Source organism: Sulfitobacter sp. HI0027, assembly GCF_001634775.1.
Taxonomy (GTDB): domain Bacteria; phylum Pseudomonadota; class Alphaproteobacteria; order Rhodobacterales; family Rhodobacteraceae; genus Sulfitobacter.
Genome location: NZ_LWER01000193.1, coordinates 1 through 21,869 on the forward strand (window position 1 = coordinate 1; position 21,869 = coordinate 21,869).

Genomic DNA, 21,869 nt, shown 5'->3' on the forward strand with positions numbered 1-21,869 from the left:
GTCCAGCCCAGTGAAGCCGAGGTCTTCTGGGACGAATTTCTGCGTTCTCTGGCCGATCGCGGGCTGCGCGGCACCCGCCTGATCATCGCCGACGATCATAAGGGGCTGAAGGCCGCCGCGGCAAAGGTGCTCGGTTCGACAGTCCAGCGCTGCCGCGTCCACTTCATGCGCAACGCACTTGCTTGCGTCGGCAAGAAGGACAAGCCAATCGTCACCGCGGCGCTCAGAACCGCCTTCGACCAGGACACGCTGGCCGCGTCAAAAGAGCACTGGGCCAAGCTGATCGACGCGTTTGAGACGCGCCATCCAAAGCTCGCGGAGTTGATGCGCCGGGCTGAGGATGACGTGTTGGCCTACAAGAGCTTTCCCCGCGAGCATTGGGTCAAGATCCACAGCACAAACCCACTTGAACGCCTCAACAAGGAGATTAAGCGCCGGACCAACGTTGTCGGCATCTTTCCAAACGAGGCCGCAGTCACACGACTGGTCGGAGCCCTGATGCTGGAGCAAAATGATGAGTGGGCGATCACGCGGCGCTACATGACACTGGAAACCGTCGCCGCCATTTGCGACACTACCCCCATGGACCCGGCGACAATCGCCGTCCTGTAACTGCGGCCAAGCCATGGCCGAAGAACAAAGTTACACCATTCCTTGGGACACTATCTGCGGCGCTCAGCTTCCGTCAAAAGGCTTAGATTGTACTGAGCTTCGACCGGGACCGACCAATGCATCAAACAGTCGGTCAGATAGTCGATGGCCTGTTGTTCGCCGTTTGCCTTCACGCCGTTTTCCAGCATCTGCAACTTACTCGGCGGCATCCGATACACCGCCGCAATCTGCTCGCGATCGAACTTGCGGCTCGCCAGCAGTTCTTGATCTGCTGCGGACAAGTCCAAACTTTCAATCATGTCGTCGGCACCGATGATCGGGAAGCCGTCGCCATCCGTGATCGCCTGCTTAATTCGTTTGCCGTTGCGCACATAGGCGTCGTTGTCTTCGAACGTGTCGGCCATTTTGATGAAGGCGCTGATCGGCTTGCCTGATGCTGTCCGCGCTGCGGCTTCTTGACCCGCCAGCGCCAAACCAAAGCTTTCTCCCGCAACCTCGATTGGGCTGCGGCCTGTCCAGCCATCAAGCGGCATATATCGCAGCGCGACCATGGACCGACTGCCGACCCGTCGCCGCACGCCTGCCCCGTCCTCGAACTCAAACACACGATCCCGACCGTTGCGCAGCATCGACACCCCGTCAGGGTTTGCCATATGGACCGCCTCGATTAGCTCCAACTCACCTCCGCCGTCGCGCGGGCCGTAGCCCCACGCCTTGCCTCGAATGCAGAAGGAATAGACCAGGGCGAACCGGAGCTGTGCCGCTGCGATTGCTGGCGAGCTCTCGACGTTCATCAGGTACACCGCCGGGTGATCGCGCACCCGTGCTTCTTCTCCATCTCCTTTACGCTGCCAGAGTTTCAAAGGGACCTTCGAAAGATCGCCCGCGATGTTGTTGCCACACGAAAAAACTGTTGCGTGTCGTTGTGCGATTTCACCCGTCGCGCGCGGCAAGGAACGAACCCGAGACTGCCCCGCGCCAAAGCCAATATTGAACAGTCCCGCGTTTGAGACCTTCGGTGCGGATAATTCCGCCGCAGCGATAGGCGCAACCGGTGCGATTGGCTCGATCCGCCCCGTTTCTACCTGCCGCCGACCAAACGAAAACAAACCCATTAGACCACCTCAATTTCCCGCGCTTTGCGCTTGCCTTCCTGTGCCTCTGCCCGCCCGACTGCCATGATCATGGCGACGGCGGCATCGATGCGGCCATTCGATTTCTTCTTGTTCGGCTTCACGTTTTCCGCTGCATCCTCGTCGCGGTGCACATTGCCAACCTGCCATCCGAGTACCGGATTTCCACCGTGCCTGATTGTGCCTTGAACCACGCGTTCCTCGACCCGCTTCATTGGCTCTGACATCGAGGCATAGCCCTGCCGATGTTCCACCATCGGGAACCGCCGCTGATCTAGCCGCTTGGCCAAGTTCTTCATGCCCCATGGATCGTAAGCAATCTCGCGCAAATCAAATCTAGCCCTGATCCACTCCAGCCGCTCTGCGATCTGATCCTCATCGATGACCCCACCGGCGTGCACTTCCAGCCAGCCCTGATCACGCCAACTTACGAACTCGCGTTTTTCTTTCTGCGCGCGCTTGATAAACCCCTTCGGCCCCTCTGGCAGGAAGGTGTAAGTGATCAGGTAAATCACCCCTTCAACCGGCACCGCGACCACAATTGCGGTCGTGTCAATCTTGTTAGACAAGTCCAGCCCTACCCATGCAGGTCGCCCATAGAGCTTGCGGATATCGATCGGTGCAGACGCCATGCCTGCATCCCAACTGTCGCGGTCAATCCACATTTCCGCGCCCTCAGTCCAAAGGTTCAGGTGGAACCGTTTGAAGTTTGGCATGCGTCCCGCGATCAACTGAGCGTTCTTTGCCTTTCCCTCAACGAACGACAGCTTCTTTGAGACCCCAAGGTTCGGGTTGCCCATAGCCCATGCGACCGGGTCCATTGGATCACTGTCCGGGTGTGGCTCTGCCACATAGCCAAAGAACGCATCATCCTGGACCGCCCCGCGCAGGACGCTTTCCGCGTAGCCCCTAATTTCGCCGCATAAACTTGTACGATCATGGCCCGCAGTTGTGATGATCCAATCAATCGGCTGGCCCCGCGCGGCCATACTTTCGATGATCGTTTCCTCAAGCTCTCGATCGGTCCAGCGGTGCATCTCGTCTCGTGCGACAAAGCTTGGGTTGATCCCATCGCTACTGTCACCGTCCCGGCTCAGACAAGAAATAGACCCATCAAAGCGCGGCGTCTCGATCACAGTTCGCCACACATCCATCATTTGACTGAGAAACGCTGACCGCTTGATCATGCGTTTCACTTCCTTGAACAACAGCCCAGCCTGGTCGCGCGTTGTGGCCGCGCAGTACGCTTGCGGTGCTGCCTCGCCGTCAAACAACTGGGTGTAAATCATCGGCAGGGCCGTCTCTGTGGTCTTGCCGTTCTTCTTGCCCACTTGGTTGTAAGCGGTCGTAAACCGCCGCAATCCCGTGTCTTCGCGTTTCCAGCCAAACATTGATCCGATGCGAAACTGCTGCCACGGCTCCAAGGTCAGAGGCTGACCCGCCATTGGCCCAACCGAGTGCTGCAACATCCCACCGAACCGGATCGGGCGCATCGCCGCTTCTACGTCAAAAATCAAACCGCGATCGGCACCCGTTTCCAGATCCATTAGATGGCGTTCGCAAGCCATCCGAACCAAGTTGCCCGCAACGATATTGCCCGCCACCACATCTTCTGCGTAGCCGGTGACGGGATCTTCAGGCTTTCCCATTTAAGATGCTCACAACATCATCGAACAGATCGCCCTGGCCTCCGGCCCCCAAGCGCTTTTCGTCCACCGGCGACATGCCGAACAAAGCGCCAAGACGTTGCATCTGGCCAAGTGCCTCTTGCTGCAAACTCCAGGGCGCAGTCTTCTTTTGCTGCTTGCCGTTGCGGGTCTGCGCTTCGTAGTAAAGCCCCTCCATCACGAGGCAATGCGTCGCGTTGATAAAATTCGAAACGCTTTCGCAATACCCCGCAAACAGATGGGTGTGATGCGGTTCTAGCCGTTCCTTGGCGACCAGTTGGCCTGCCAGTTCATCCCAGACTTTGCGTGCGTCTTCGCTCAGAAAATCTGGCGCATCTGGCACATGCTTTTTGGGGTCGCCTTTGAAAGGCACAACCGTGCCAGTGTTCGGCTTGCGTCCTTTCATTTGATCGTCCTTTCTCCTGTGCCTTGGGCTTTTAACCTTGGGCTTTTTTCTCCAATTCAACGCTCACGAAAAGGAAGGTCTCACCGCCGGTTTCTAATGGTGCGCGTTGATTTTCAGACTACCCCCCCTTGCCGTGGAACACCTCGCCAGCCGTCTTGCGACTATGGCAAGACTTGCAGAGCGACTGCCAGTTCGACCGGCTCAGGAACAACTTGCGGTCGCCTCGATGCGGGATGATGTGATCTACCTCTTTAGCTTCAACCACGGCACCCAGTTCAGCACAGTCGACGCACAGTGGATTGCGGCGCAGATGGCGCAAGCGTCCAGACTTCCACGCGGCCAGACGGTAGAGCGCCGCGAAGGCAATGGCATGGGCAGACTTCCCCGCCGCATCCCGACGCGCCGCAAGCTTTGCAAGCCGCCGCGCTTCGTGATCTTCGCAGTGCGAGAGACCAGCAATGGCCAGATCATCACAGCCTGCCGTGACGCACATTTTCCGCAACGCCATCGCGAGCCCCCAAGATATCAATCGCTCCGAATTGACATAGACAGTGATTCTGCCTGACGGTTCTCAAAAAGGAACAATCAAATGACAGAGCTAATCGCCGAAATCTCGTGCGAAGACGATGATGGTGCGGCCTATACCGTTCTCATCTTCCAAGAGTTCAAAAGCTTCAGGCCGCTCAACGGTCCAGCACAGAAAGTTCCGGGCCTCAAATCTGCTTACCTAGCTGGCAGTATGAAGGCTGTGAACGTCATCGACGGTAACGAAATGAGTACCTTTAAGATCGTCGAGAGTGACCGGATAATTAGACGAGTTAGCGACTAGTTCAAAGACGGCGTGATGCAGGTATTGCGAGCCATCTTCAAATTCAGCGTATGCGGCGGACAAGATCATTCGACCGCCTGAAAAAGAAATGCTCCAATCTTCCTGTGGCAGAGCCTTGGGTGTCATATCGCCTCGCAGTGTTTGGTAAACCATGCCAACAAAAATGCGCCCTGACCGTTTCCGGTGGGCGCATTTGGTGATGATGTCATAAGTGCTACAAATGACCGACTTAACGGTCAACCCCCTTTGCAACACGCGGGGTAGACTTCATCGCATACGATCTAGGGCGGCGCACAGGGCGCGTTGCAGTATTTTTTTACTTTCACCCCTATCAGACCACCCATGCGCCACCAGAATGGCGCTCAAAGTCTCGCAGTCGACGCAAAACATATGCACCAGCCGCAGGTCGCTGATATTGCGCGCCGGTCTGGTTGCCGTGCCGCCGCGCCGCGATGGCCTCATCCGGCGCACCGTCATTGCCGTGCCAGTACCAATGCGGCGATTGAGCCTCCGCAGTTGCTGCATGTCATCCAAAACGGCTTCGCTGATCCCGGTTCCATCGCCCCCACCTCCGCCAGACTGACCCAACTGCGATAGCTTCAGTCCTGACGTCTCGCAGCGCTCAAATAGATCACGATACACCCGACCGATACCGACCTGACCCGGCGTGTAAGGCGCAGGCTGCTTACGCCGCGCCGCCTGCAATTCGGCCTTGTGAAAGGCATCCTGCACCATCATGCCCGCGAACTGCCCGACATCGCGTGTTCGCACATTGCCCGCCTCTGTGATCACCGTCTCGCGCGGTTGGAACAGCAGCACCGGGCCACGCGCAGGCGCGCGTGTTATCTGTTCACGGTCACATGCTACCGGCACCTGAGCCAAACGATCCTGCAACTGGCACAGCAGCCGGTCGCGGTGATCGCGGGTCACCTGATCAGGCCGCAGCCCCAGACGCTTCGCGACCTCAACGTCGAGTGCAGACGGCATCGGAACCTTGACCGCCATCATGCCTTCACCGTGTTACGCGTTGCATCGCCCAAACCCAGATCGCGAGCGCGGGAACAGCGAACTATCTCAGCTTGGCGTGCATCGAGCCAAGCACGATCGACACCAGATAGATCGCGGCCCCGTTCAATGCCCATGCGCAAATCCTCGGCGCGCCGAAGATTATCGCGCGCACCATCCTCGATACCCTTCACAACATAGCTGGTAGGCCATTGCCGATTGGCACGCAGCCAGCGCATCAACTCTGGCGCAAATCCTCTGGCCAGCGCTTCCTGACCTAAGCGCGCGGCAAAGACTTTGCGCACTAGCGGCGAGGCATCCGCCTGCGGTGCCTCGATACGGCGCGCCTGCTCCAACACCCGTGCAGCCAGTGGAAAGCGATCACGCTCCTTACCGCCGCCGCGCCCTGCCATATCTTCCGCCAACGCACCCAACCCATCTTCGCTCATATAGGCCAGCCGCTGACACAGTTCGTCCTGCATCGCTGCAAGCTGTGCCTTGGTCATCCCTGCCGGTCGGGTTAGCCCCATGCGTTCCAGCTGGTCGATCAGCAAAATCCTGACCCGCTTCTGCCCGTCCTTCTGTGCCTGTTCATCCATCGCCCATACCCTCTTTCTAAGCCTTGCCACCGTTCAGCACCCGCGCCGCTTGTTGCTGCCCTGTAGCCGTCATCTGTTCCGTTCTGTGTCTTTTCTTTTATTTCCTTTCCTTTCCTTTCCTTTACGCAGAACTGTTCCAATCTGTGGAAAACTGTTCTGGAACTGTTCGGAACTGTTCCGGTAACAAACGCAGCGATTTAGCCAATGAAATCAATGACGGCCTACTTTCCCACCAATCCAGCCCTGACGGACGGCATGGTTTAAGGCACGGGTAACTGAGGCTTCAAACTGCGGCATGCGACGTTGGCCGGAATGGTTCTCCACCAACCAAGCGTCCAGTCGTTCAACCAGCACCTTGTCCGCCAACATGGACTTGTCGCAACGCATGTCGCGCATCACATCAACAAGGCGCTGCTGGCGTTGATAGATTGCCTTATTTTCTACGCTAGCTTTGCGGACCTCGCGCCGCTGTAGTGCATCCCGCGCGACCTCGATCACCACCGGATGTCCATAGACTTCGCCTTCGCCATATTCGTAGCGCCGCCAGTTGTGCAACGGCGTGACCGGCTGTGCCATCCAGCCCAACCAATCCGACAGATCGACCCGCAACAACCGCGCCAGCACCTTGTCATCAACCGGCAACGATCCCACCGGTGTTTGCTTGCGGCTTAGAAAGAACAGGTTCAGCGCCGCGCCCTGCACGGCCATCGGAGCAGTTAGGTGCAGGGTGCTGGACAGCCAGCGATCATGCCAGAACATGGTGAAATAATCGGATGTCAGGCGTGGATCGCAAAGCTCTTCGGGATATTCCGCCAAGCTAATCCCATCCACGGCCCGCAAATGTGTTGCCGTCATTGTGCGGCCTCCCTCTGCCTGTTGTTGCGGTCGCTGAGCCACGCACTTTGCACTTGAGTGACATAGCGGCGCGCGGCTCGGGTGCGATCCATCACGCCCGCGTTTTGCCGATCGTATTTGCCAAGCCTGTGCACCAGCAGTGGCAGAGCCATCTTGTGGCCCCACTTACGCATCTCCGCTGTCCCTGCCGCTTGGCAGGCTGCGCCACAGTAAATCTGCCAACGACGCGACGGGTTGAAGGCCGCACCACAGCTGGGGTTGAAACAAACGCCATCAACCCATGGGGGCGCGATCTGTAATTCCGCAAAGGCCGCATCCTGAAACCGCTCCGGTTCTGTATGCACTGCCACTGCATTGGCAAAGCGGGTGTTTGCCTTACCGGTCATCGATCAGCCCGCCATTCCGCGACCGAAGCGCGCGCTTCCGTCAGTTCAGAACCCGCTGAAACCAGACCAGATTGAATAAGATGCCAAGCCAACCCGATGTCCGACATATCGAACGGATGGTTGCCCCCTGCCTCCCAAGCTGCGGTCAAGATACCATGGACCTGATCGCGCAACGGTAGGCTGTTAAAACTGGGGTGTTCTGGCGTCCGCAGGTTCATGCCTTCACCCGCAGCCGGTGCCAACGCGCCATAATCTTGGGCGCAGCGATCCCGAGTTCTTTCGAGAGGTCAGCGATTGCGCTGTAGCGCCCGCCCGAAGCTCGGATCAGCTCATCACGCTCATGGGTCCAGAACGAAGCACCAGGAACAGTGCGGGGTGTGAGTTCTACTGCTTTCGCAGCGGCGCGGATGTCGCGCGAACCCAATTCGAAATAGTCCGCAAGGCGCAATACAGCGCGCTCTGTGCAGCGCAATTCGCTAGCGATTTGCCGGGTTGGTTTCTGCCCTGCCCACAGGGCCGCAAATTCGTCGCGATCGATCTGGATCACCCGGCCCTTTGGGTCGCGGGGGCGAAGATCATGTTTCACCGCCCAATGGTAGATGCGACCCTTTGTGCAGCTGTAAATCTGGGCCATCAGAAGCGCCTTGGTGTTGGCGTCCCACAGTTCGGCAAAGCCGTCGCGGTTCTCAATATTCAAGGCCACTACTTGCCACCGTATAGCTTATGGAAAAATTTTTCCGAACGGCGGTGCCAGCGACGCGAACGTCTCTGCCACTTAGCCGCAATCAGATCAGCGCGGGATGACCACGCTTGAAACCAAATCGCCGCAATTCGTGTGCGTAGCCTCATGCGGCTTTCCCTCCCCGCACCCCATCCAGAGCGCATTCGACACCCGCAAGAACCATCACGGCTGTGACGTAACTCAATGCCGCGTCGTTCTCGCAGTTCAGCCAGTTTGTGATCTGTCGCTCAGACACCCCCAAAACAGGGGCTCCTAGGCGGGCGACTTCAATGTTTGACGCTGCTGGGAAGGCGCGCCACAGCAGTGCGGCAAACCATTTCCGCGACATGCTTTTGTGCCGCCCGTTAAGAAAATCGCCGCGACGTACATTTTTGGAAAGATTTTTCGGCATGTTCACTCCATCTTTGACCTGTGAGTGATCAGAAGATGGACAAACAACTTGAAGGGCGGATCGGGGTGCGCAGCTTGCGCGCCCCTTTTCGTTGCGTGGAGAGACAATGGCAGCGCTCATGCCGCATCGCCCTCAATACGAGAAGGTTGCCCCGCTTCCACTGGCAGACCCATCTTAAAGCGGAACAACCGTCGAGGGCATTTGGTGCCAGTCCGGTCACACTCATCTTTGATAATGGCATACCAGCTTGCAGGAAAAGAACCTTCAGTCACCGCGTTACTGATTGCCTGACGGCCAACACCAAGACGGTCAGCTAAGACGCCCCGCCCGATCGCTTCGCATATGATAGAAACATCGCTCATTCCGCAAGGAGTAATACACAATAAATGTATCGTCCAGCTACATTTCTATCAGATATACATTTTTTGTGAACTATAAAATAATAACAATCATGAATATCAATGAAAAAGAGCAACTTACGCGACTAGGTGACATGAGCAAAGAAGCCTGCGCCCTTCGCCTACTTGTCGCCCGCGACAGCACCGGCCTGTCTCAACTGGAAACATCTCAGCAGGCTGGGATCGCAAACAACGCCCTTAACAACATGGAAAAGGGCAGGCAGTTCCCGAATCGCGAGATCATGAAGTACTTCTACCGAGCACACCGGATCGACTTCAATTTTTTGATGCACGGCGACTTTGCTCAACTTCCCCAGGACGTCCAGAAGAGCCTTTTCGCGAACCTTTCAAAGAGAAGTAGTGAACTGGATCAAAAAGAACGTTCAGATCAATCCTAAAGATCAAGGCAACCCGCGCAGCCTTAAATTGACTGTAAGATAAAAAATTCCTTAACATCACACGAGATTAGAACAACTCGTGAACATAGCAATGCTAATTTTTACCTAGGTCGAAAGTTAAGCCCATCCAAATGCAGAAAACATCCTATCGCACCGCCCGCTACAGCCTCGCTATGATCGACTTCATAACCTGGATGGGCGTTGTAATTGCCGCACTAATCTCCCTTAAATTCTTCCTTTCAGGCCAAACGGCGACCAGCGTCATAGTTGCTGTAGCAGCGATCATTTTCGCAATGATGGAATTCACCGCCACTCAACTTGTCCGCGCTCAGATAGACACAGCGGACAACACTGCACGGATGTTGGATCTTATGCTTTCCCAGCGAGCAGACACCCCCACCTATAAGGGCAAAGCGAAATTGATGACCGAACGAAGAGAACCCACGATCACTTAAACCTCAATACATTATTCCTGTATTTTTGATTGACCAATACATTTTTTATGTAGTATGACTTCTTCAACGCCAATTGGAGATTGTCATCATGAACATCCACCCCCTTAAGGTTACTTACATCAGCGCAGCTCAAGCGCGCGGCGTCCTCACCGACCCTGAACGTTGCGCGAGCAACCAAGGCCTGCGCGTGACCGCCTGGCTGATCCTGAAATCACAACGCGGGCAAACCGTCCGCCAAGTTCGATTGCAGGATATGCGTCATGCATGATCGCCCCCACACCACCTTTGATGACCTGCCCCTACCTCAGCAAGCAGGCATCCTGTGCAACGAGCCACAGTTTCAGAAGTTCGCTGGCATCCGGTGCATGGGTGTCGACAACGGCCTGACCGCCACAGCATCCGCAGAGTACCTCCGCACTGTCTGCCGCGTAGCTTCACGCCGCGAACTAGACACGAACCCCGTAGCGGCACAGCGCTTTGCGGCCCTGCGGACTGAGTATGACGCTTGGCGGGGCCGTATCGCCACCCCTCGCATCTGACCCGTTACCTGCCGGGGCGATCTTCTACCTCCCTTTCGCCCCTACCTTGCTGGGGGGCTATGTGCCCCCCGGTCTTTTCTTCACGATCCCCGAAAGGAAAAACGATGAACGCCCCGCAAACCCGCGACCCCTATGAAATCCGCAGCATCGAACAGCTGCTGGCGCTTTTCGATAACGGCGATTTCCTTGCCAAGGTGATGGAAGGTCACCGCGATCTGCAAGTCGCTTTGCTCGACCACCGCGCCGATCACAATGGCAAAGCAAAGGGCAGCATGTCGCTACAGATTGGCTATGACCTGGGCAAACAAGGCGATGTCACGATGTCCGGCACCGTCACCTTTACCAAGCCCAAGAAACCCGCAAGTAGCGCTGCCGCCTACATAGGCGATCAGGGCGAACTGACCCTCTACAGCCCGATGATGCGCCGGATGCAGCCAGGCGTTCGCGATGTGTCCGATGATAACGACATCATCGATCCCGACACCGGCGAAGTTACCGAACGCGACGCCGGATAATCCGCCGCCCCCTTTAATTAACCGACACAAAGGAAAACCCATGTCAGAACAATTCCACGATTGCGCCGCAAGTACAGAAAACACCGCCCAAACCATGCGCGACCTAATGGCCGACATTGGCCACCATGATCCGATCGCCATCCCCGAAACAGTTGACCTGACTAAACCGCTGCTGATCACTACGCCCAACCATCGCCAAGTGACTGATCTCACCGGTCACCGCCTTGCCGCTGCTGAGTTCTTCAAACCGCTGCGCCGCAAGGGCATCGCCCGCCTGACCCAGCTGCAAAGTCTGGTCGATTGGGCCAACCGGTTCAAATCCGAAAATTCGGTCCTTTTCGCCAACCCCGATCAGAGCCAGCCGACGCTGACCTGCATCGCCGACTATCACGCTTCCGGCCCGGTAACGATCGGCCACGCAGGCGATCCCACAGCCAGCCACTGCGCCCACCGCGCCATCTATGACTTCCCTCTCTCGAAGGAATGGAAGACTTGGACGTCGATTTCCGGCGAAGCTCTGGAAAAAGACGAAATGGGTGAGTTCATCGAAGCCAATGCGAAAGACGTGATGGATCCGACCCCTGCGCTAATCGCGCTCGATGACAAGGCCAAGGTTGAGCCATGGGAAAGCCGATTGATCCAGACCGCGCGTCAAATTGATGGGCGCTTTGGCCAACTGATGCAATTGCTGCAGATGTCTCGCCAGTTCCAAGTCTATGAAACCAGCAATCTGACCGTCACTAGCAACCGCGACACGGGCGAAACCTCGATCCAATTCCTTGATGAACACAAGGGCAAGGATGGTCAGCCAATCAAAATCCCGAACCTGATCATCATCGCAATTCCCGTATTTGAAGGGGGTGCGCCCTACCGGATGCCGGTGCGGTTCAGATATCGCAAGATCGGCGGCGCAATCCGCTTCATCATGTCCCCCCTCAACCCGCAGCGCGCATTCGATAATGCATTTCAGGTCGCCGTCGACCAAGCCAAAGATCAAACCGATCTGCCGGTGTTTATGGGAAAGTCTGAATAGGGTTTCTGATCTGCGCCCCGGCAACAGGGCGCAGCGACAGACACCCCAACCAGAGGATCAAGAATGTATCAGACCATGTTTAATCGACCCGCGCACCTATGGACCCGTCGCTTGGCGCAGCTCGCCACAATGACCCTATACGCGATCGCCATCGGCAGTATCGCCATTCAGGTTCTGATGTGACCCTGAAAATCGGCATGGAACCCGGCAGGGTTTAAGAAAGCAAAGGAAACCCTTGTGACCAAGAACAAACTCACTGACCTCAACGACCACGAGCTAATCCGCGAGGCACGCGAACTTGGCTGCAACGATAACCTCATGCAGCAGCTGGCTGACCGTGTGGAAGCCCTGCGCGGCGGCCTGGAGGCGATCAAGCGCAATCCGTCATTGGCGTCCTGCCAGTTGATTGCGGCGCAGTCGTTGGAGGGTTGAGATGAGCAACGCATACCCACACCCCGCAGACGGCATGACCGGAGAAGTGGAATTAGGTGGCGGCGCAGCCGCAACGATCATCAACCCAGAGTCATTCGCTGATGGTGGCGCTGAATGGGTGATGCGCTACGGCGACCCGGCGTCAATTCGATACACGGTCGCCAGCCTTCTAAGCAGCTATAATTATCTGCTTTCCGAGAACATCAACATGAAGGAGGCAACGCGCCGCCTGCGACTGATGCGAGCAGCTCGCAAGGCAATGAGGGAGGGCGATTGATTGACACCGCTGCTTAAACCGTCCGACGCCGCCAACCTTCTGGGGGTCTGCACTAAGTCCTTGCAAGAGTGCAGGCGGCGCGGGTTAAAGTGCGTGAAGATCGCAAGGGGCGCAATCCGCTACCGTCCAGACGATTTGCAGGAATACATCGAGGCGCAAACGCAATGCCATTCAGAACAGCGAAAACCCGCGTCTATCAATATGACATCATCGTCAAAGGTAGTCGCTTTCGAGGATCTTGCGGGACCGAAGACTACGAAGACGCGAAAGCAATAGAGGCGCAGATCAGGGCCGATGCAAAGGCGTTACGCAACAAGGGTGGGTCATACACGCTGTCTGAGGCGCTTGGCACCTACCACAGGGACAAGATCATCGGCACGTCCTCAGAGGCCACCAATGCGGGGCAGTGTCGCGCCATTCTAAAGCATATGGATGGACGCCAGCAGATTGCCGATATCACCGATGCCGATGTGCTGGCCTATGTCGCTAAGGATCGAGCCAAATGTAAGAACGCCACTGTAAACCGCCGCCTGCAAATGCTGGGCCGCGCGATCCGGCACATGGGGAAGATATATAAGGCGGATATTCCCGACCTGAACCTAAAGGCCGCAGAGACGAAAGAGCCGCGCGAGATCGTCAGGGAATTGTCAGCGGTTGAACAGCGCCGATTATTTCAGCACTTGCCCGCCGAGTATCACCCCATAGTCAGCTTTGCGCTTATGACAGGCGCGCGGGTTGGTTCTATCACGTCCCTGCTTTGGGATAACGTCGATATGAACAACCGCGAAATATCATTCTGGGTGAAAGGTGATGAACGACTAACCTTTCCGGTCAACAGAGAGGTTGCGGCGCTGCTGTCTGCCCTGCCCCGGTCCAATGTCTTGGCCCATCGGAAATATGTGTTCACCCGCCTTAATAAGCAGACCATGGAGCGCCAGCCAATCGACCCGCACGGCGGCATCCTGCCCGCCGCATTCCGCAAGGCGCTTGCCGAAGCTGAGATAGAGGGCTTTCGCTTTCACGACCTGCGCCACACTTTCGCCACGCGACTGCTACGCAAGACTCAGAATATCAAGCTGGTGTCAAAGCTGCTAGGGCATTCCAACATCGAAACGACGACGAAATATGCGCATGTTTTGATGGACGATATGCGCGATGCTTTAGATGATTTTAGCGTCATGGGAGAGGGGCCAAAAATGATCGATCCCCAGAAAAATCCCCAGACCATAAAACAAAATTGATAGATATCAAATTTTTAACGTAAAACCCCCAAGGCTTCCCAAGCTTTAGTTACGAGTTCGATTCTCGTTACCCGCTCCACGCTAACCTCCCCTCCCAAGCCGACCATGGATGATCGCGGCCAAGGCACGCGAACTTACCTAGGGTCACCCACGAAAAGCCCATTCTGGTCCGAATTTCGCCATGATTGCCCGCAAAAGTAGCAATCAGCAGGGAAGTAACTTACGCGCAAATGGCCCAACGAAGTCAGATGCGCTGGCAGGCAAAGGAAAAAAGCGTGGCAAACGCGTTCAGGGACTACGCAACATCCAACGCGTATATCATCGTCAATTTCATCGTGCTGTGCTGCGTCGCTGGCATCAGCTATTCGATCGTCAAATTGGATTACGAACAACATATCGCCAGCATCCGTCAGGATGCGCGGCAGACGCTCCATGAAGTCAGCAATCAGGTGCAGCACCAGTTCCAAGAAACCATTCTGGTGACAAAGAACATCGAGAATATTCTGCTGTCCGGCGAAGCCTTCAAAGACAAGAAAATCGAACTTCTGGTCAAAGAGCTGCGGGATCGGAACCCCGGCATTCAGGCTTTCGCCCTAGCCCCTGATCTCAAGATCACCCATAGCTATCCCAAAACCCCGAACGCCGGGGTTATCGGACTGGAATATAAGAACATTCCGACGCAGCTTTCAGGTGTGGCAAACGCCTACCGCCGCCAGAGCCCAACCATCGAAGGGCCGCTGAACCTCGTTCAAGGCGGCAAGGGCTATATCATGCACTACCCGGTGTTCGAGCGCCCCATCGGCCTTGGCGCGCCGCGCTTTTGGGGGGTGATGTCCATCGTGTTCCAGCCTGACCGGCTGTTTGAACTGCATCAAAACCCGCATCAAGCCGCTGACTATATCTATAGCCTGCGCGCCTTCCCGACAGGTGTCATGCCGGACGAGATTGAGCACGCGACCATCGACCCCGCAGCGCCCGTCCGCACCCGGTTCGAGCTTTTGGGCAAGACATGGGAGGCCACGGCAAGCCTTGCCAACGGCCTGCCTCCTTATGCCCCGCAAAGCCCCTACCTCGTGGCTTTCGCTCTGATCGCGACCATCGCACTGATGGCGGGGCTCTGGGCCTTCCGCCGGGTCACGCTGAAAAAGCAAGAGGCACATGCGCTTTTGGCCGAGGGCATCGGTTCGATCCAAGAGGGGTTCATCGCCTTCAATGAGAAAGAACGCCTGGTCACCGTTAACAGCAAGTTTCTTGAGTATCACCCTGAAATCGCTGACCTTCTGATCCCCGGAAAGACCATCGAAGAGCTTTTGCGCCATTGGGTCGCCCGCCATCAGCACCCCGAGAAGGTCGAGGAGCGTGAGGCATGGATTGCCAAGCGCCTTGCGCGGTTCCGCAATCCGACTGGCGCCTTTATCCTTGAGGTGTCCGACAACTTCTGGCTCAAAGTGACGGAATCGCGCACGCCGCATGGCTATACCGTGGGCATCTGGACCGATGTGACGGCTGAGAAACGCGCATTGGACGCGGCGAAGGCGGCTGATCGCGAGAAAACCGAATTCCTTAACAACGTCAGCCATGAGTTGCGCACCCCGCTGACCGTGATCTCGGGCCGGGCGACCTTCTTGCAACATGCCGAGAAACTGCCTCAGGCCCGTCGCTTGCAGACCGCGCTGAACAACAGCGCGAACGCCACGCCCGATATCCGCCACAGCGTGGATGAATTCCAGAACTTCGTCTCGGACCAAGCCGGCGGGATCGCGGGATCGTCCAAACATATGCTGCGTCTCGTCGAAGACCTGCTGGATTGGACCAAAGTCGCGCGCGGCAAGATGGAGCTTGATCTGCAAGAGATCGAAACCAGCGAGATCGCCCGCTCAGTCGCCGATGACCTGCGCCCGGATGCCGAAGCCAAGGGGCTGACGCTCACCTATGAGGATAACGGCACAGCCAGTGCCAACGCCGATCCGGTCCGCCTGCGGCAGATCCTCTACAATCTCATCTCAAACGCGATCAAATTCACCCGCACCGGCAACATCCACCTCAAGATGCATCAGACCGCAGAGGAGATCACCTTTGCCGTGACAGACACGGGCTGCGGCATTTCCGAGGACAATCTCGCACGCGTTTTCCTGCGGTTTCAGCAGGTTGACGGCTCCATGTCACGCGAGAACGGCGGCTTGGGTCTGGGGCTGGCGATTGCCGAGCAACTGGCCACTCTGCATGGCGGCAGCCTGTCATTGGAAAGCAAGATCGACGTGGGCAGCACCTTCCGGCTGACCCTGCCCCGGCCCGTGGCCGACAGCGAGATGCGCCGCTCAGCCTGACGCCAAACGCGGGTAAAAACGCCCCAGCCCAAAGCGGACCGGGGCGGCCTACCTCAGCTTTCGCCCTGCATCAACACATCACCGAAACGGTCCCGTAGATCGCGTTTCAGCACTTTGCCGGTCGCATTGCGCGGCAGGGCCTCAGCAAAGACCACGCGATCCGGCACCTGCCATTTGGCGATCTGGTCTTCAAAGACCTTTAGGATATCCGCTTCTGACGGATCGGCCCCTTCGGCCTTTACCGCGACCAGAACCGGGCGCTCGTCCCATTTGGGATGGGTCGCACCGATCACGGCGGCATCGGCCAGATCAGGATGGGCGATGGCGATATTCTCTAGCTCGACCGAGCTGATCCATTCGCCGCCCGATTTGATGATATCCTTGGCACGGTCACGGATGGTGATATAGCCGTCCTTGTCCATTGTCGCGATATCTCCAGTGTCGAACCAGCCATCGCGCAGGGTGCTGTCGCGGTCGGATTGATAATAGGCGTCCAAAATCCAATGCCCGCGCGTGACCAGCGCCCCTTGGGTTTCGCCGTCATGGGGCAGCGGCTTGCCTTCGTCGTCCCAAATCTCAAGCTCAACACCAAAGACCGGGCGGCCTTGGTTCTCGCGTAGCTTGTGCTGGGCGTCTTCGGGCAATTCACCATGTTTTGCCAAGGGTTTGTTGACGCTGCCCACGGGCGACATCTCGGTCATGCCCCAAGCGTGGATCGTCTCGACGCCATAGTCTTCGCGGAAGGTCTTGATCATCGACGGAGGACAGGCCGAGCCGCCGACCACGGTGCGCTCAAGGCTTGTAAGTTCGCTGCCCGACTTCTTGGCCGCCGCCAAGAGCCCCTGCCAGATCGTCGGCACGCCGAGCGCCAGAGAGACGCGGTAATTGTCGATCAAGCCCACCAGCGACGCCCCATCAAGGTTCGGCCCCGGCAGCACCATCCGCGCGCCGGTCATGGCGCTGGCATAGGGGCAGCCCCAAGCATTGACGTGGAACATCGGCACCACGGCCATCACGATGTCCCGCGCAGAGATCGCAATGCTGTCGGCCATGTTGATGCCAAATGAATGCAGCACGGTCGAGCGGTGGGAATAGAGCACGCCCTTGGGATTGCCCGTCGTGCCAGAGGTGTAGCACAGGCTCGACGCCGTATTCTCATCCAGATCGGGCCAGTCGAAATCCGCGTCCCCTGAGGCCACCAACTCGTCGTAGAAGATCAGCTCCGGCAGCGCCTCGGCGGCCTCGGCATCAGGGCCGGACATCAACACGAGGTGCTTGAGATGCTCCAGCTTGTCGCGGATTGCGGCGACCAGAGGCACGAAGGTCTTGTCGATGAACAGCACCTCATCCGCCGCGTGATTGAGGATATAAATCAGTTGATCGGCAAAGAGACGGGGGTTGATCGTATGGCAGACAAAGCCCGCGCCGGAGGTGCCAAAGTAGATCTCCAAATGCCGGCGGTTGTTCCACGCGATGGTCCCGCAGCGGGCCTGCGGTGACAGCCCCAAATCGGTCAGGGCCGAGCCCAAGCGCCGCGCGTTCTCGGCCACCTTACCCCAGTTGGTTTCCTTAACCCCGCCCGTGGTCGAAACCGAGATAATCTCCCCCTCGGGGTGATAGCGTTCGGCATGGGAAATCAGGCTTGAGATCAGCAGCGGCTGCGACATCATTTGGCCAAGCATAATGGGGATCCTCCAATCATTTGCTTTGAGACTGTCCAAAGGTCGGGGCAGTTGCAAGCCTTCCCCTCCGGCAAGTCGAAATCGGCAACGATAGACAGCAAAATAGAGCGCGCAGGCGGGGTTTGCCTGCGCGGTTTTTCAATCAACTTGGGATGCAGCGCTAGCCGCGATGTTGGTGGATATAGCCGATCAACCCGGCGGTGGAGCCATCCTTACCCTCGGCGGAGACCTCTCCTTCGACCAGCGGCTGGAGCGACTTGGCCAATTCCTTGCCCAGTTCCACGCCCCATTGATCGAACGAGTTAATGCCGAGGATCACCCCCTCGACAAAGACGCGATGCTCATAAAGCGCGATGATCCGGCCCAGCGTGAAGGGATCGAGCGTTTCATAGGCCAGCGTGGTTGAGGGCCGGTTGCCGGGGAAAACACGGTGGCGCGCTTGCCGCTCAAGCTCATCGCCCGCAAGCCCCGCGTCGCGCATGATGGCCCGCGCTTCTTCCAATGACCGCCCGCGCATCAGCGCTTCGGATTGGGCGAGGCAATTGGCGATCAGCAGGTCGTGGTGATGCTGCAAGTCAGGCTCATGCCCTTTGGCCGCGACCAGAAACTCGCAAGGAATCACACGGGTGCCTTGGTGGATCAACTGATAGAAAGCATGCTGCCCATTGGTACCTGCCGCCCCCCAGACCACTGGGCCGGTGTGACGCGGGCTGTCAGACCCATCCATCTGCACGCCCTTGCCATTCGATTCCATCTCAAGCTGTTGCAGGTAGTCGGGCAGCATCTCAAGCCGTTGATCATAGGGCAGCACCGCGCGGGTGGCATGGCCGCAGATTTGGTTGTGCCAGATGCCCACCAGCGCCAGAAGGATCGGCATATTCTCAGCCGGTTCGGCACCGCAGAAATGGCGGTCCATCTCCTGCGCGCCGCGCAGAAAGCTGTCAAAGGCCTTGGGGCCAATGGCGATCATCAGCGAAAGGCCAATGGGCCCCCAGACGGAATAACGCCCCCCGACCCAATCCTCAAAGCCGAAGACCTGCGCGGGGTCGATCCCAAACTCGGCGGTCTTGTCATCAGCGGTGCTGAGGGCTGCGAATTGCGCAGCCGGGTCACCGCCATGGTCCTGCATCCACGCCCGCGCGGTGCGCGCGTTGGTCATGGTCTCAATGGTGGTAAAGGTCTTGGAGGCGACGATCACCAAAGTCGTCTTGGCATCCAGCCCCCGCAGCGTATCGGCAATATGCGCGCCATCGACGTTGGAGACGAAATGGCAGCGCGGCCCATCGTGATAGGGCGTCAGTGCGCGGGTTGCCATGGCGGGGCCAAGGTCCGAGCCGCCGATCCCGATATTGACCACATCCGTGATGTCGCCGCCGCGCACCTGATCGGCAAAGCTGCGCATCCGCGCCAGCGTGTCGCGGACCTGCGGCATGACATCTTCGCCCGCCACCTCGACCGGCCCGCCATCAAGGTTGCGCAGAGCCGTGTGCAATACTGCGCGGCCTTCGGTTTCATTGATCGGCGCGCCCGCGAACATCGCATCGCGACGCTCAGTGACCTTGGCGTTTTCTACCAGCTGCAACAGCGCCGCGCGGGCACCAGCGTCAATATTGGTCTTTGCGTAGTCAAACAGCATGTGCTGCGTGCGGAGCGAGAAATCCTCGGCGCGGTTCGGGTCATCGAACAGCGCGGTTATCTTGCGGTCCGCCACGGCGTTTTGCCGCTCTTGAAGGTCTTGCCAAATGCTCATCATGCCGCCCAGTAAACTTCAGTTTCATCCAGCACCGCTGCGATCGGCGCCTCATCGGGGGAAAGCCCCTGCGCGCGCTCAAGGGCGGCGCGTTTCTCTTCCCCGAAAATCACGAGATGTTTGTTCAGCGCCCCATCCAAGACATGCGCAGGAAGCGTGACCCGCGCGGTGGGCTGCCCCTCGGGGTAGACCGGGCACAGCAGTGGCGCATCAGCGGCCAAGGCGTCAGGCAGGCCGGGGTCGCCGGGGAAAAGCGATGCCGTATGCATGTCATCGCCCATGCCAAGCAGCAGGACAGAGATCGGCATATGGCTGGCCAGACTGGGGGCCACGGCCTCTGCCCCTTCGCCCGGCGACAGACCAGCACGGAAAAAGGGGATGAACCGTGCCGCGGCGGCGCGGTCGTTCAACAGATGCTCGCGCACCAAACGCGCGTTCGACAGCGGATCATGCTCATCGACCCAGCGTTCATCGGTCAGCATCACATCGACCCGGTCCCAATCCAGATCGGTGGCACTGAGCATTTCAAAGATCGGCCCGGGGGTAGAGCCGCCCGGCACCGCGAAAGACACGCGGTCATTGCCCGAAAGCGCCGATTTCAGCTTGCCCGCCAGTTTGTTGGCGACATTCATCACCAGCATTTCGCGGTCCGCATATTCGATGATGTTCATGGGGATACCTTTCGCCATTCACGGCCATCGCGCCGCATCATTTCTGTCGCATCCGTCGGCCCGGCAGAGCCGCTGTCATAGGGTTTGGGCACGTCGTGACGGGCCTCCCAGCCTTGGATGATCGGATCGGTCCAGGCCCAGGCGGCCTCGACCTCGTCGTCGCGCATGAACAATGTCTGGTTGCCCCGGATCACGTCCATGATAAGCCGCTCATAGGCATCGACCTGATCGCCCCCATCGGGGCCGAGCGCCTCGGCAAAGGTCATGTCGAGCGGCACATCGACCAGACGCATGCCCCCCGGGCCCGGTTCCTTGATCGTCACGCCAAGGGTGATGCCTTCGTTCGGTTGCAGGCGGATCGACAGCACATTGCGGTGGCGGCCTGCGTCTTCGGCAAAGATCGAATGGGGCGTGTCCTTGAAAACCACAGTGATTTCGCTGGATCGCGCCACCATGCGTTTGCCGGTGCGCAGATAAAACGGCGTGCCATGCCAGCGCCAATTGCTGATATGGGCCTTGAGCGCCACAAAACTCTCGGTCCGCGAGCGCGGGTTGTCGACGGCGTCGCGGTAGCTTGGCGCCTCTTCTTCATTGCCCTCTTCGGCCTCGTACTGACCGCGAACCAGATGATGCGGCAACACCGGGTCGATCGCGCGGATCACTTTCAGCTTTTCGTCGCGCACCGCATCGGGGTCGAAACGCGCGGGCGGCTCCATCGCGATCAGGCACAAAAGCTGCATCAGGTGGTTTTGCACCATGTCCCGCATCGCACCGGATTTGTCGTAGTATTCCCCACGCCCGCCGACGCCAACAGTCTCGGCCACGGTGATTTGGATGTGGTCGACATATTGGCGGTTCCACAGAGGCTCGAACAGCATATTGCCGAAACGCACGGCCATGAGGTTTTGCACCGTCTCTTTGCCGAGATAGTGATCGATCCGGTAGATCTGCTGCTCTTTAAAATAGGTGGCCAATGTCGCGTTGAGCGCGCGCGCACTCTCCAGATCGCGGCCAAAGGGTTTTTCGACGACGATCCGGCATTCCGCGCCCGCCATGCCCCATTGCTGCAAGCGTTCAGCCAGATCGCCGAAAAGCCCCGGCGCGACGGAGAAGTAATAGACCTCGATCCGGTCCTTGCCGGACATCAGGTCTTGCAGCTCGGCCCAGCCGGTCTCTCCGCGTGCGTCAATGGCGACATAGTCGAGCTTGGCCAGAAAGGCATCGAGGTTATCGCAGGCGTCCTTGCCGCCGAACTCTTCGATCGCTTCGGCCACCATCTCGCGGTAGCCTGCGGCGTCCATCTCGGTCCGCGCGGCGCCGATGATCCGCGCTTCTTCGGGCATTTGGCCCGCACAATAACGGCGGTATAGACCGGGCAAAATCTTGCGCCGGGCCAGATCTCCGGTGCCGCCAAAGATGACCAGATCGAAAGGGTCGACAGGGATAACACGCGAAACCATTGATCAATCCTTGTCTGTGCGAGATAGCAGAGTTAGCGCAAACATACTTATTTTTACCCAGTTCAC

General features: G+C 58.0%; 28 protein-coding genes. 13 read left to right on the forward strand and 15 right to left on the reverse strand.

Annotated features, from left to right (window positions below; genetic code table 11):
* A partial coding sequence (locus A3722_RS12795) for an IS256 family transposase (protein WP_201722025.1) occupies window positions 1-612 on the forward strand: 612 nt, incomplete at its 5' end.
* A gap of 50 nt (window positions 613-662) precedes the next feature.
* On the opposite strand, the gene A3722_RS12800 is transcribed toward A3722_RS12795, so the two are convergent.
* From A3722_RS12800 to A3722_RS23345, 4 genes are all read right to left on the reverse strand, one after another.
* Window positions 663-1,727 carry a phage portal protein gene (locus tag A3722_RS12800; RefSeq protein ID WP_067622463.1) on the reverse strand — a complete coding sequence of 355 codons (1,065 nt, stop codon included), beginning with the start codon at window positions 1,725-1,727 and terminating at the stop codon, window positions 663-665.
* Window positions 1,727-3,394 (reverse strand): terminase large subunit, encoded by a 1,668-nt coding sequence (locus tag A3722_RS12805; protein ID WP_067622465.1) that lies wholly within the window; start codon window positions 3,392-3,394, stop codon window positions 1,727-1,729. The genes A3722_RS12800 and A3722_RS12805 overlap by 1 nt, the downstream gene beginning before the upstream one ends.
* Window positions 3,381-3,818, reverse strand: coding sequence for a phage terminase small subunit P27 family (locus tag A3722_RS12810; RefSeq protein WP_067622468.1), 438 nt, complete (start codon window positions 3,816-3,818; stop codon window positions 3,381-3,383). The genes A3722_RS12805 and A3722_RS12810 overlap by 14 nt, the downstream gene beginning before the upstream one ends.
* A 118-nt stretch (window positions 3,819-3,936) precedes the next feature.
* Window positions 3,937-4,326, reverse strand: a complete 390-nt coding sequence (locus A3722_RS23345; protein WP_082849473.1) for an HNH endonuclease signature motif containing protein — start codon at window positions 4,324-4,326, stop codon at window positions 3,937-3,939.
* An 81-nt stretch (window positions 4,327-4,407) separates the two neighbouring features.
* Between A3722_RS23345 and A3722_RS12820 the strand changes: the two genes are divergently transcribed.
* Complete coding sequence (locus A3722_RS12820; RefSeq protein ID WP_067622473.1) at window positions 4,408-4,647, forward strand: hypothetical protein; 240 nt, start codon at window positions 4,408-4,410, stop codon at window positions 4,645-4,647.
* A 267-nt stretch (window positions 4,648-4,914) separates the two neighbouring features.
* Here the strand turns inward: A3722_RS12820 and A3722_RS12825 are convergent, their stop codons facing one another.
* The 7 genes from A3722_RS12825 to A3722_RS24810 form a co-directional block, all read right to left on the reverse strand.
* Window positions 4,915-5,655, reverse strand: a complete 741-nt coding sequence (locus tag A3722_RS12825; protein WP_067622476.1) for a hypothetical protein — start codon at window positions 5,653-5,655, stop codon at window positions 4,915-4,917.
* Complete coding sequence (locus A3722_RS12830) at window positions 5,652-6,251, reverse strand: hypothetical protein (RefSeq protein WP_067622479.1); 600 nt, start codon at window positions 6,249-6,251, stop codon at window positions 5,652-5,654. The genes A3722_RS12825 and A3722_RS12830 overlap by 4 nt, the downstream gene beginning before the upstream one ends.
* Before the next feature lie 210 nt (window positions 6,252-6,461).
* Entirely contained in the window at window positions 6,462-7,106 is a 645-nt protein-coding gene (locus A3722_RS12835) for a hypothetical protein (protein WP_067622482.1), read from the reverse strand.
* Complete coding sequence (locus A3722_RS12840) at window positions 7,103-7,492, reverse strand: hypothetical protein (protein ID WP_067622484.1); 390 nt, start codon at window positions 7,490-7,492, stop codon at window positions 7,103-7,105. The genes A3722_RS12835 and A3722_RS12840 overlap by 4 nt, the downstream gene beginning before the upstream one ends.
* Window positions 7,489-7,710 carry a hypothetical protein gene (locus A3722_RS12845; protein ID WP_067622487.1) on the reverse strand — a complete coding sequence of 74 codons (222 nt, stop codon included), beginning with the start codon at window positions 7,708-7,710 and terminating at the stop codon, window positions 7,489-7,491. Before A3722_RS12845 ends, A3722_RS12840 begins: the two co-directional genes overlap by 4 nt.
* Entirely contained in the window at window positions 7,707-8,195 is a 489-nt protein-coding gene (locus tag A3722_RS12850) for a hypothetical protein (protein ID WP_067622489.1), read from the reverse strand. Before A3722_RS12850 ends, A3722_RS12845 begins: the two co-directional genes overlap by 4 nt.
* A 142-nt stretch (window positions 8,196-8,337) precedes the next feature.
* On the reverse strand, window positions 8,338-8,745 hold the full coding sequence (locus tag A3722_RS24810; protein WP_236627406.1) for a hypothetical protein: 408 nt from the start codon (window positions 8,743-8,745) through the stop codon (window positions 8,338-8,340).
* A gap of 331 nt (window positions 8,746-9,076) precedes the next feature.
* On the opposite strand from A3722_RS24810, the gene A3722_RS12860 reads away from it, so the two are divergent.
* The 11 genes from A3722_RS12860 (at window position 9,077) to A3722_RS12905 (ending at window position 16,240) form a co-directional block, all read left to right on the forward strand.
* On the forward strand, window positions 9,077-9,421 hold the full coding sequence (locus A3722_RS12860) for a helix-turn-helix domain-containing protein (RefSeq protein ID WP_236627407.1): 345 nt from the start codon (window positions 9,077-9,079) through the stop codon (window positions 9,419-9,421).
* Window positions 9,422-9,552: 131 nt separating this feature from the next.
* Window positions 9,553-9,876, forward strand: coding sequence for a hypothetical protein (locus A3722_RS12865; RefSeq protein ID WP_067622494.1), 324 nt, complete (start codon window positions 9,553-9,555; stop codon window positions 9,874-9,876).
* A gap of 88 nt (window positions 9,877-9,964) precedes the next feature.
* The gene (locus A3722_RS12870; protein ID WP_150119965.1) at window positions 9,965-10,144 is read left to right on the forward strand and encodes a hypothetical protein; all 180 of its coding nucleotides are present in this window, start codon (window positions 9,965-9,967) and stop codon (window positions 10,142-10,144) included.
* Complete coding sequence (locus A3722_RS12875; protein ID WP_067622499.1) at window positions 10,137-10,415, forward strand: hypothetical protein; 279 nt, start codon at window positions 10,137-10,139, stop codon at window positions 10,413-10,415. The genes A3722_RS12870 and A3722_RS12875 overlap by 8 nt, the downstream gene beginning before the upstream one ends.
* A gap of 104 nt (window positions 10,416-10,519) precedes the next feature.
* Complete coding sequence (locus A3722_RS12880; protein WP_067622502.1) at window positions 10,520-10,930, forward strand: hypothetical protein; 411 nt, start codon at window positions 10,520-10,522, stop codon at window positions 10,928-10,930.
* A 40-nt stretch (window positions 10,931-10,970) separates the two neighbouring features.
* Entirely contained in the window at window positions 10,971-11,963 is a 993-nt protein-coding gene (locus A3722_RS12885) for a DUF2303 family protein (protein ID WP_067916169.1), read from the forward strand.
* 237 nt (window positions 11,964-12,200) lie between these two features.
* Complete coding sequence (locus tag A3722_RS12890) at window positions 12,201-12,395, forward strand: hypothetical protein (RefSeq protein WP_067623840.1); 195 nt, start codon at window positions 12,201-12,203, stop codon at window positions 12,393-12,395.
* Window position 12,396: 1 nt separating this feature from the next.
* Entirely contained in the window at window positions 12,397-12,672 is a 276-nt protein-coding gene (locus A3722_RS12895; protein ID WP_067623838.1) for a hypothetical protein, read from the forward strand.
* A complete protein-coding gene (locus tag A3722_RS25315; RefSeq protein WP_082849476.1) occupies window positions 12,673-12,948 on the forward strand; it encodes a helix-turn-helix domain-containing protein in 276 nt (91 codons plus the stop codon).
* Window positions 12,837-13,913 carry a tyrosine-type recombinase/integrase gene (locus tag A3722_RS12900; protein ID WP_067623835.1) on the forward strand — a complete coding sequence of 359 codons (1,077 nt, stop codon included), beginning with the start codon at window positions 12,837-12,839 and terminating at the stop codon, window positions 13,911-13,913. The genes A3722_RS25315 and A3722_RS12900 overlap by 112 nt, the downstream gene beginning before the upstream one ends.
* 275 nt (window positions 13,914-14,188) lie before the next feature.
* Complete coding sequence (locus tag A3722_RS12905; RefSeq protein WP_067623850.1) at window positions 14,189-16,240, forward strand: ATP-binding protein; 2,052 nt, start codon at window positions 14,189-14,191, stop codon at window positions 16,238-16,240.
* Window positions 16,241-16,293: 53 nt separating this feature from the next.
* On the opposite strand, the gene A3722_RS12910 is transcribed toward A3722_RS12905, so the two are convergent.
* From A3722_RS12910 to zwf, 4 genes are all read right to left on the reverse strand, one after another.
* Window positions 16,294-17,922: a long-chain fatty acid--CoA ligase gene (locus tag A3722_RS12910; protein ID WP_067623831.1), complete on the reverse strand. Its 1,629-nt coding sequence runs from the start codon at window positions 17,920-17,922 to the stop codon at window positions 16,294-16,296.
* Window positions 17,923-18,082: 160 nt separating this feature from the next.
* Window positions 18,083-19,675 (reverse strand): glucose-6-phosphate isomerase, encoded by a 1,593-nt coding sequence (pgi, locus tag A3722_RS12915; RefSeq protein ID WP_201722026.1) that lies wholly within the window; start codon window positions 19,673-19,675, stop codon window positions 18,083-18,085.
* Window positions 19,672-20,343, reverse strand: coding sequence for a 6-phosphogluconolactonase (gene pgl, locus A3722_RS12920; RefSeq protein ID WP_067623829.1), 672 nt, complete (start codon window positions 20,341-20,343; stop codon window positions 19,672-19,674). Before pgl ends, pgi begins: the two co-directional genes overlap by 4 nt.
* Entirely contained in the window at window positions 20,340-21,803 is a 1,464-nt protein-coding gene (gene zwf / locus A3722_RS12925; protein ID WP_067623827.1) for a glucose-6-phosphate dehydrogenase, read from the reverse strand. Before zwf ends, pgl begins: the two co-directional genes overlap by 4 nt.
* Window positions 21,804-21,869 lie beyond the last annotated feature (66 nt).